This window comes from Oerskovia enterophila (genome assembly GCF_001692445.1).
GTDB classification, from domain to species: domain Bacteria; phylum Actinomycetota; class Actinomycetes; order Actinomycetales; family Cellulomonadaceae; genus Oerskovia; species Oerskovia enterophila.
On sequence record NZ_MAQA01000018.1, the window covers coordinates 73007 to 82414 of the forward strand.

Sequence of the window (9408 nt, forward strand, 5' to 3'; positions counted from 1 at the left end):
GCGCCTCAACGCAACGACATCCGAAGGAACAGGTGGGTAAGGGATGGTCCGCATCCTCGTCGTGGACAACTACGACTCGTTCGTCTACACGATCGTCGGGTACCTGAACCAGCTCGGGGCCCGGACCGTGGTCGTCCGCAACGACGCGGTCCCGGCCGTGGGCGCGGACGGCCGGTTCCGGGACGGTGACGGCGTGTTCGACGGCGTCCTCGTGTCCCCCGGTCCCGGCACCCCCGAGGAGGCGGGGCAGAGCGAGGACGTGATCCGCGCGTGCGCGGCGTCCGGGACGCCCATGCTGGGTGTCTGCCTGGGGCACCAGGCCCTCGCCGAGGTCTACGGCGCGACCGTCACGCACGCCCCCGAGCTCATGCACGGCAAGACGAGCCCGGTCGTCCACGAGGACCTCGGCGTCCTCGCCGGCCTCCCCTCACCCTTCACCGCGACCCGCTACCACTCGCTCGCCGTGGTGCCCCAGACGGTCCCCGCCGAGCTCGTGGTCACGGCGACGACCGAGAACGGGGTGGTGATGGGCCTGCAGCACCGCGACCTCCCGCTGCACGGCGTGCAGTTCCACCCCGAGTCCGTGCTCACCGAGGGGGGCCACCTGCTGCTCGCGAACTGGCTGACCGTGTGCGGGTCGCTCGACGCGGTCGAGCGCGCCCAGGGGCTCGCGCCCCTCGTGCGCCTCTGAGCGCTCCGCGAGGCTCGACGACCCGCAGCTGAAGCACGAAGAGGGCCCGGCACCAGATGGTGCCGGGCCCTCCTGACGTTCGTGGTCGACCGACGCCGTGCCGGCGCGGTCGACCACGACTCGCATCAGTGTGTCAGGGGGTGGACTTGTCGTCGTCCCCGCCGCCACCGCCGGTGGGCGGACCGCTCGAGATGACCAGGTCCACCTTGGTCCCCTCGTCGACCTCGTCGCCCGCGCCGGGGCTCGTCGAGATGACCCGGCCCTTGGGCACGTCGGCCGACTCCTTCTCGGTGACGTTCCCGGGGTTGAGCCCGTTGGCGTAGAGGGCTTCGATGGCCCTGTCCTTGGTCATGCCGACCAGGTCACCGGGCACCGTGGTCTTCTCGGGACCCACGGGCACGATCGCCTTGGCCAGCACGATCGTGACCTGCTGTCCCTGCTTGGTCGGTCCCGGCTTGGGCGTCTGGTCGATGACCGTACCCGGCGTCTTGGTGCTCTCCTGCTCCTTGATGACCGGGGTGAGACCCAGCTTGGCGAGAGCACTGGTGGCGTCCGCCTCGGTCATGCCGATCAGGTCCGGCACGCTCACGTTGCCGCTCGAGATGAAGATCTTGACCGTGCCCCCGGCCGCGACGCTCTCGCCGTTGGCGGGGTCCGTCCGGGTCACGAGGCCCTTCTTGATGGTCCCGTTGTCCTCGGCCTCGACCGTCGGGTCGACCACGAGGTTCGCGGCGGTGATCTTGGAGCGTGCCTCTTCCTGGGTCAGGCCCGTGACGTCGGGGACCAGCACGGTGTCCGGCCCTGCGGAGAAGAAGACCTCGACCTCGGTGCCCGTGGCGACCGACGTCCCGCTCTCGGGGTTCGACTTGGTGAAGGTGCCCTCGGGCTCGGTCGACTCGGTGTCGCGCGCGTAGAGGTAGACCAGGTCGACCGCCTCGAGCGCCTGCTTGGCCGACTCCTGGGTCGTGGAGGCGTCGAACTGAGGAACCTGCACCTCGGTGGGCGCGTCCGGACGGGAGTTGATCACGATCATCGTGATGATCGCGGCAAGGGCCAGGACACCCACGGCGATGAGGGCCCACATCAGGCCGCGCCGCTTCGCCGGCTCCTCCTCGGGTTCCTCGGCGGACAGCCCGTTGCCGGGCTGGCCCGGAGGGACCGCTGCCGGGGCGGCGCCCGTGGTCTCCCACGGGTTGGGGGGCGTCGCGACGGCCGGGGTCATGACCTGGGTCGCGTTCTCGAGCGGCTGCTGGACCTGGGTCGCAGCGACCGCGGCTCCTGCCACGGCGCCCGCGGCCGCGGCGGCCGCCGCCCCGATGGCCGGGGCTGTGATGTGCCCGCCGCGGACGGCGTTCTCGAGGTCGTTGCGGAACTCGGCGGCACTGCTGTAGCGCGCGGTCCGTTCCTTGGCGAGGGCCTTGAGCGTGATGCGGTCGAGGACCTCCGGCACGTCGGGGGCGAGGTCGCTCGGCTTGGCCGGGGCCTCCCGCACGTGCTGGTAGGCGACGGCGACGGGCGAGTCCCCGATGAACGGCGGGCGGCCGGTGAGCAGCTCGAAGAGGAGGCAGCCGGTCGAGTAGATGTCGCTGCGTGCGTCGACCGTCTCACCACGGGCCTGCTCGGGCGAGAGGTACTGGGCCGTACCGATCACGGCGTGGGTCTGGGTCATGGTCGCGGCGGAGTCCGCGACGGCGCGCGCGATGCCGAAGTCCATGACCTTGACCGCGCCCGTGGGCGTGATCATGACGTTGGCCGGCTTGATGTCGCGGTGCACGATGCCCGCGTGGTGGGAGTACTCGAGGCCCGACAGCACGCCGGCGGTGATCTCGATGGCCTCGTCGATGGGGACGGCCTGCCCGTCGCCGAGGATGTCGCGGACCGTGTGGCCCTCGACGTACTCCATGACGATGAACGGCACGTGCGCCGTCCCGCCGCCCGGCTCGGTGTGGGTGTCCTCGCCCGTGTCGTACACGGCGACGATGGCCGGGTGGTTCAGGGCGGCGGCGGCCTGGGCCTCACGACGGAAGCGGGCGAGGAACGACGGATCGCGCGCGAGGTCGGAGCGCAGGATCTTGATCGCCACGGTCCGTCCGAGGCGCGTGTCGTGGCCGATGTGCACCTCGGCCATGCCGCCTCGGCCGATGAGCTCACCGACCTCGTACCGGCCGGCGAGTACCCGGGGAGCGTTGTCCACCACTTAGGAATCCTTCGAGGTTGTCGGAGCCGAGGACGCAGAGGCCTCCGGCACAGTACTGAGCATCATCCCATCGCTGGACGTCGAGTCCTGGGACGAGTACAACGATCTGGTCACGGTCGCTGCGGCTGAATCGTCCGGGCCGTCCCCGCCACCCGTGACGAGGGTCGCCACGAGGACCACGAGCAGGAGGATCAGCAGGGCCACGAGCGGCCAGGACAGGCCCTTGGCGAACCCGCCGATCCGTTGTCCCGTCGTCGTCGAGGTGCGGCCACCCACAGGTTCCTGGGAGGCGCGTCGTCGTTCGGCGCGCGTCACCCCGCCCGGCTGGGCCCCCGCGAGAGCGGGAGCCGAGGACCCCGCGGTGCGCGACGTCGTCGGGCCTGCGTCCGGGCGCCGCGGACGAGAAGCCGCCGCGCCGTGCATCTCCCGGCGGGGCGGGTACGAGCGCGGGGCGGCAGCGGGCTCCGCTCCGCCCGCCGCGTCCGAGCGCTCCCAGGGGAGCGCCTGGCCAGGGTGCGCCGCATCCGACGACGGCGCGACCGACGGTGGAGGCGGCGGCGGAGGCGGAGGGACGGCCTGGCCGTCGTACGGGGCGTCGTCGCGCGCGACCGACGCGGCCGACGCCGCAGAGGGAGCGGAGAGCGCCGAGTAGCCCGACGGCGCCGAGAGCGCCGAGTGCCCGGAGTGTGCGGACCAGCCGGAGGTGGCCGTCCCTGCGACGTCGGCCGCCGGCGTCTGGCTGACCGTGGGCAGCGGGCGCGAGCGCAGCTCGGCGGGGATCTCGAGGGGCGTGGGCGAGCTGGGCGCGGGTGCGGCGCCGTGCCGTGCGGGCAGGGGGCGGCGCGAACGCCTGCTCCCGGAGGCAGCCCCGGACCGGGCCGTGGCCCCCCACGGGTCGCGCGCGATGGTCTCGGCCAGGTCGTCGAGCGTCTGGGCGAGCGCGGAGGCCGGCATGGGGCGCGCCTTGGGGTCCTTCGCGAGCATCGCGTAGATGAGCGAGGCCAACGACGGGTGCACGTGCGCGGGCAGCGGCGGCACCTTCTCGTTGACGTGCGCGACCGCGATGTCGACCGGGGTCGTGCCCGTGAACGGCCGGTTCCCCACGACCGACTCGTAGGCCACGATCCCCAGCGCGTACACGTCGGACGCCCCGGTCGCGGCCTGGCCGATCGCCTGCTCGGGCGACAGGTACTGGGCCGTGCCCATGACCATGCCGGTCGCCGTCATGGGGATCTGGTTCGCCGCGAGCGACACCCCGAAGTCGGTGATCTTCACGACCCCCCGCGGCTCGAGCAGGATGTTGCCCGGCTTCACGTCGCGGTGGACGACTCCCGCGACGTGCGCGGCGTGCAGGGCGCGCGCCGTCTGCGCGAGGATCGGCAGCAGCTTGGCCGGCATGAGGACGGGCTCGCGCTCGAGCAGGTCCGCCATGGGCTCGCCCATGACGAGCTCCATGACGAGGAAGCCCGAGGCGTTCTGCTCGCCGTAGTCGTACATCTGGGCGATGTTCGGGTGCGACAGGGCCGCGCTGTTGCGTGCCTCGGTGCGCAGGCGCTCGAGGAAGTCCTCGTTGCCCGCGTACTCCTCGCGCAGCACCTTGACGGCGACCTCGCGGCCGAGCGCCTTGTCGTGGGCGACCCACACCTCGCCCATGCCGCCGATCGCGATGCGCCGGACCAGGCGGTAGCGGTCGCCGAGCCAGAGCCCCTCGACCGGCCTCACTTGTTCAACACCGCCTCCATGACGGCCTTGGCGATGGGGGCGGCCACGGCGCCGCCCGTGGCCTCGTTGCCGCTGTCCCCACCGTTCTCCACGATGACGGCGACCGCGACCTGAGGGTTTTCGGCCGGGGCGAAGCCCGTGAACCAGGCGTGCGGGGCGGCGCCGCTCTGGTGCTCGGCCGTACCCGTCTTGCCCGCGACCTGGACGCCGTCGATCTTCGCGGCCTTGCCCGAGCCGCCCTCGACCACGCTGATCATCATCGAGGTGAGCTGCGACGCGACGGTCGGCGAGACCGACGTGCGCAGGAGCGACGGCTCGTTCTGCTGGACCACGTCGAGGTCCGCGCCGCGCACGGTCGCGACGGTGTAGGGCGTCATCTGCTTGCCGCCGTTGGCGATGGCCGCGGAGACCATGGCCATCTGGAGCGGGGTCACGCGGACGTCGCCCTGGCCGATCGAGGCACGCGCGAGCTGTCCCGCGTCGTCGGTGACCTCCGCGTCGGGGAAGTGGCTGGGCGTGACGGTCATGGGGATGCTGAGCTTCGAGTCGAAACCGAAGTCCTCCGCCTGGTCGCGCATCGCGTCGCCCCCGAGCGTCACGCCCAGGTCCGCGAACGCGGTGTTGCACGAGATGCGCATCGCGTCGGCGAGGGTCTGCTCGCCCGTCGGGGAGCATCGCGCCCCGCCGAAGTTCTTCATGGTCTGGGTCGAGTTCGCGTACGGGTACTCGTCCGGTGCGGGGATCACGGTCTCGGGCGTGTACTGACCGCTCTCGAGCGCGGCGGCCGCGGTCACGAGCTTGAACGTGGATCCCGGCGGGTAGGTGTTGCCGGAGATCGCGCGGTTCACGAGCGGGTCGTCGTCCGCGTTGATGAGCGAGGTGTAGGCCTCGCGCGCGGCCTTGGTGTCGTGGGTCGCGAGCAGGTTGGGGTCGTACGACGGCTTGGAGACGAGCGCGAGGATCTTGCCCGTCGTCGGCTCGATCGCGACGACCGCGCCGCGCTGGTCGCCCAGGGCGTCGTACGCGGCCTGCTGGGCTGCGGGGTCGATCGTCAGCTCGACGGACGCGCCCTGGGGCTTCTTGCCCGTGATGAGGCCCTGGAGGCGGTCGATCCACAGCGTGCTGGCCTGGCCGTTGAGGAACTCGTTCTCGGTGCGCTCGATCTCCTTGGTCCCGTTGACGATCGAGAAGAACCCGGTGACGTGGCCGTACAGGGGCCCGTTCGTGTACGAGCGCTGGTAGCCGTACGGGTCGTCGATGGGGGTCGAGAGGGCCACCGACTCCCCCGCGACGACGATCGGGCCGCGGAAGTTCCCGTACTCCTGGTAGATCTGGCGGACGTTGCGGGGGTCGTTGTTGAGCGAGTCCGCCTGGACGAACTGGATGTAGGTGGTCGAGACCATGAGTGCCAGGAACATGACCAGCACGACGGTCGCCACTCGGCGCAGAGGGACGTTCACGGGGTCTTCCACTCGGTGTCTTCGATGATCTCGGTGGCTCCGGTGTCCGGGCCACCGCCGACCTCGGGCAGTGCGGTGCGGACGACCTGCGTGGGCTGGTCGTCCGGGAGCGCGCCGTGCGCCCCGGGTTCACGCTGCCCGACGGCGGAGCGCCCGTCCGCGAGGTCGGCGGCGCCGTGGGCGCCGGCCTGGACCGCGACGGGCTGGGGGCCCGTGTCCGGACGCTCGGTCGCGCGCGACGGGGCGACCTGTCCCCGCACGGGCAGGGAGGACGGCCGGCGCGCGTTGTCGGAGATGCGCAGCAGGAGCCCGACCACGAGCCAGTTCGCGAGCAGCGACGACCCGCCCTGCGCGACGAACGGCATGGTCAGACCCGTGAGGGGGATGATCCGGGTGATCCCGCCGATGACGACGAAGAGCTGCCACGCCATGACGAACGCGAGGCCCCCCGCGAGGAGCTTGCCGAACCCGTCGCGGACGCCGATCGCGGTGCGCAGACCGCGCTCGACCAGGATGAGGTACATGACCAGGATCGCGAGCAGCCCCGTGAGCCCGAGCTCCTCGCCGAGCGAGGTGTAGATGAAGTCGGAGAACGAGTACGGCACGAGGCGGGGGTAGCCCTCGCCCCAGCCCGTGCCCGTGAGCCCGCCGTTGGCGAGGCCGAACATGCCGCCCACGAGCTGGCCCGAGCCGCCCGGGTCACGACCGTAGATCTCCGGGTCGAGGGGGTGGAGCCAGACGTCGACGCGCGCCTGGACGTGCGGGAACGCCGAGGCCGCGACGACCGCGCCCACGGCGAACATGCTCAGACCGATCGCGACCCAGCTGAACCGCTCGGTCGCGATGTACAGCATGGCCACGAAGAGGCCGAAGAACAGGAGGGAGGTCCCCAGGTCGCGCTCGAAGATGAGCACGGCGAGCGACGCGGCCCAGACGATGACGAGCGGCCCGAGGTCGCGCAGGCGCGGGAGCTGGAGCCCGAGGACCTTGGGACCGGCGAGCGCGAGCGTGTCCCGGTTGGTCACGAGGTAGCCCGCGAAGAAGATCGCGAAGGCGATCTTGGCGAACTCCGCGGGCTGGAGCGACATGCCGGCGATGTTGACCCAGATGCGGGCGCCGTTGATGTTGCGCCCGATCACGGGGAGCAGAGGCAGCACGACGAGCACCAGGCCGACGATCATGGCCGTGTACGAGTACTTCCGCAGGGTCCGGTGGTCCTTGAGGAGCCACACGACCACGCACGCCGCGACGACGCCCAGAGCCGTCCACATGAGCTGCTTGGACGCGAGGTCCTGGTCGCGGCCCACGATCTTGCCGCCGATGTCGATGCGGTTGATCATCCCGAGGCCGATCCCGTTGAGGGCGATCGTGACCGGCAGGATGACCGGGTCGGCGTAGGGCGCCTTGAGGCGCAGGACCACGTGGCCGACGACGGCGAGCGCGACGAGTCCCGCGCTGTAGACGTAGAAGTTGGTGGGCAGCTCGCCCAGCATCGACAGCCCCACGGACGCGTAGGCCCCGATGCCGAGGGCGAGGGCGAGCACGAGCAGGCCTGCCTCGGCCCGCCGCGAGGGACGTACCTCGTGGGGCTCGACGGTCGCCATCACGGGGCCGCCGGCGGGTCGGTCGTGGTCTCGGTCGTGGTGCCGTCGGCGGGGGCGGCAGGGTCCGTCGCCGGGTCGACCGGGGGCGTGGTCGCGCCGGTGCCCGCGGGCTCCTGCGCGCTCGCGTCGGCCTCGGCCCGGGCGTCGGCGACGAGGCGCGTCGCGCGGTCCCGGGCGTCGTCGATCGACGTGGCGCTGATGGTCTCGGTGAGCCGGTCGACGACGTAGGGCGGCAGGTCGTCGACCTTGTCCCCCGTGAGCTCGATCGGGGTCGAGAGCGTGAGGGGACCCGCGCTGGTCGGGATGCCCCGGAAGACCGCGACCTGGCCGTCGGACACGCCCACGTAGTACTGCTGCTGCGTCCACCGGTAGCCGTACAGGCCGACTGCGCCGACCACCGCGATGATCGCGATCGTCACGACGGGCGCGATCCAGCGGCGCGACCGCTTGCCGGGGCGGACGTCGGAGTCGTCGCCCGCAGCATCCGTGCCGTCCTGGGGGGTCTCGGCGGTGTCGGCCGAGGCCTCCGGGGACTCCTCGGCCGAGGCCGTGGCGACGAGCGTGGCCGCGCGCGCGGCGGGGCCGTCCTGCGCCGAGGTCGGGCGGTCGCGGTCGATCGCGGCCGAGCCGACGACGACCGGCACGGTGGACGGGCCCGCGCCGTCGGCCAGGGTGTCCAGGTCGACGACGTCGGCCACGACGACCGTCACGTTGTCGGTGCTGCCGGCCCGGAGCGCGAGCTGGAGGAGGTGGTCGGCGCACTCGTCGGTGTCCGCGACGGTGCTCAGGGTGTGCTCGAGCGTCTCGATGCTCACGAACCCCGACAACCCGTCGGAGCAGAGCATCCAGCGGTCGCCGGGGCGCGCCTCGCGTACCGACATGTCCGGTGTGAGGTCGACGTCGAAGTCGCCGAGGACCCGCATCACGACGTTGCGCTGCGGGTGGTACTCGGCCTCCTCCGGGGTGATGCGGCCCGTGTCGACGAGGTGCTGGACGAACGTGTGGTCGGTCGTGACCTGGTTCAGGACACCGTCGCGCAGCAGGTACGCGCGGGAGTCGCCGAGGTGCGCCATCGCGAGGGCGTTGCCGCTGCGCAGGATCGCGGTGACCGTGGTCCCCATGCCGGCGAGCTCGGGGGTCAGCTCGCTGCGCTCGACCAGGTCGAGACGCGCGCTGTCGATCGACGCCTCGAGGTGGGACAGGGCGTCGTCGGGCCCGTGCGACTCCCCGTCGAGAGGCGCGAGCGCCGCGATGGCGAGCGAGGACGCGACGTCGCCGCCCGCGTGCCCGCCCATGCCGTCCGCGACGACGAGGAGGTGCGGACCCGCGTACCCGGAGTCCTGGTTGTTCGACCGGACGAGGCCGACGTCGGAGACCGCGGCGTACCTGAGTGCGATGTTCATGGCGCGCTACCGCTGCAGCTCGACGATGCTCTGCCCCACCCGCACGCTCACTCCTGGGGCGAGGGGCTGGATCCCGGTGATGCGCTGCTCGTTGATGTAGGTGCCGTTCGTCGAGCCGAGGTCCTCCACGTACCAGGTGCCACCCTGCGGGAAGATCCGGGCGTGCCGGGACGACGAGTAGTCGTCGTCGAGGACAAGGGTGCAGCTCGGGGCGCGGCCCAGCAGGATCGAGGACGCGGAGAGCGGGACCGTGGTCCCGCGCAGCGGGCCCGCGGTCACGACGAGCCGGGAGGGCCCGGTCGGGGCCGGGGACGCGGGAGCAGCGGGGGAC

General features: G+C 72.0%; 7 protein-coding genes. 1 reads left to right on the forward strand and 6 read right to left on the reverse strand.

Going from position 1 to position 9408, the window contains the following annotated elements; genetic code table 11:
- The first annotated feature begins 43 nt into the window (after positions 1 to 43).
- A complete protein-coding gene (locus tag OERS_RS09260) occupies positions 44 to 691 on the forward strand; it encodes an aminodeoxychorismate/anthranilate synthase component II (RefSeq protein ID WP_068625544.1) in 648 nt (215 codons plus the stop codon).
- Positions 692 to 824: 133 nt separating this feature from the next.
- On the opposite strand, the gene pknB is transcribed toward OERS_RS09260, so the two are convergent.
- The 6 genes from pknB to OERS_RS09290 form a co-directional block, all read right to left on the reverse strand.
- Entirely contained in the window at positions 825 to 2888 is a 2064-nt protein-coding gene (pknB, locus tag OERS_RS09265; RefSeq protein WP_068625545.1) for a Stk1 family PASTA domain-containing Ser/Thr kinase, read from the reverse strand.
- Positions 2889 to 4610 carry a serine/threonine-protein kinase gene (locus tag OERS_RS09270; RefSeq protein ID WP_068625546.1) on the reverse strand — a complete coding sequence of 574 codons (1722 nt, stop codon included), beginning with the start codon at positions 4608 to 4610 and terminating at the stop codon, positions 2889 to 2891.
- Positions 4607 to 6070, reverse strand: coding sequence for a peptidoglycan D,D-transpeptidase FtsI family protein (locus OERS_RS09275; protein ID WP_068625547.1), 1464 nt, complete (start codon positions 6068 to 6070; stop codon positions 4607 to 4609). Before OERS_RS09275 ends, OERS_RS09270 begins: the two co-directional genes overlap by 4 nt.
- Positions 6067 to 7674: an FtsW/RodA/SpoVE family cell cycle protein gene (locus OERS_RS09280; RefSeq protein WP_083201341.1), complete on the reverse strand. Its 1608-nt coding sequence runs from the start codon at positions 7672 to 7674 to the stop codon at positions 6067 to 6069. Before OERS_RS09280 ends, OERS_RS09275 begins: the two co-directional genes overlap by 4 nt.
- Positions 7674 to 9077: a protein phosphatase 2C domain-containing protein gene (locus OERS_RS09285; protein ID WP_068625548.1), complete on the reverse strand. Its 1404-nt coding sequence runs from the start codon at positions 9075 to 9077 to the stop codon at positions 7674 to 7676. Before OERS_RS09285 ends, OERS_RS09280 begins: the two co-directional genes overlap by 1 nt.
- Before the next feature lie 6 nt (positions 9078 to 9083).
- Positions 9084 to 9408 (reverse strand): FHA domain-containing protein FhaB/FipA (locus OERS_RS09290; protein ID WP_068625558.1); only part of this gene is annotated, 325 nt, incomplete at its 5' end.

Excerpts from the sequence above, each read along its gene's own strand:
- OERS_RS09260 (WP_068625544.1), top strand. The coding sequence starts at position 44 with ATGGTCCGCATCCTCGTCGTGGACAACTACGACTCGTTCGTCTACACG.
- OERS_RS09280 (WP_083201341.1), bottom strand. The coding sequence starts at position 7,674 with ATGGCGACCGTCGAGCCCCACGAGGTACGTCCCTCGCGGCGGGCCGAG.
- OERS_RS09285 (WP_068625548.1), bottom strand. The coding sequence starts at position 9,077 with ATGAACATCGCACTCAGGTACGCCGCGGTCTCCGACGTCGGCCTCGTC.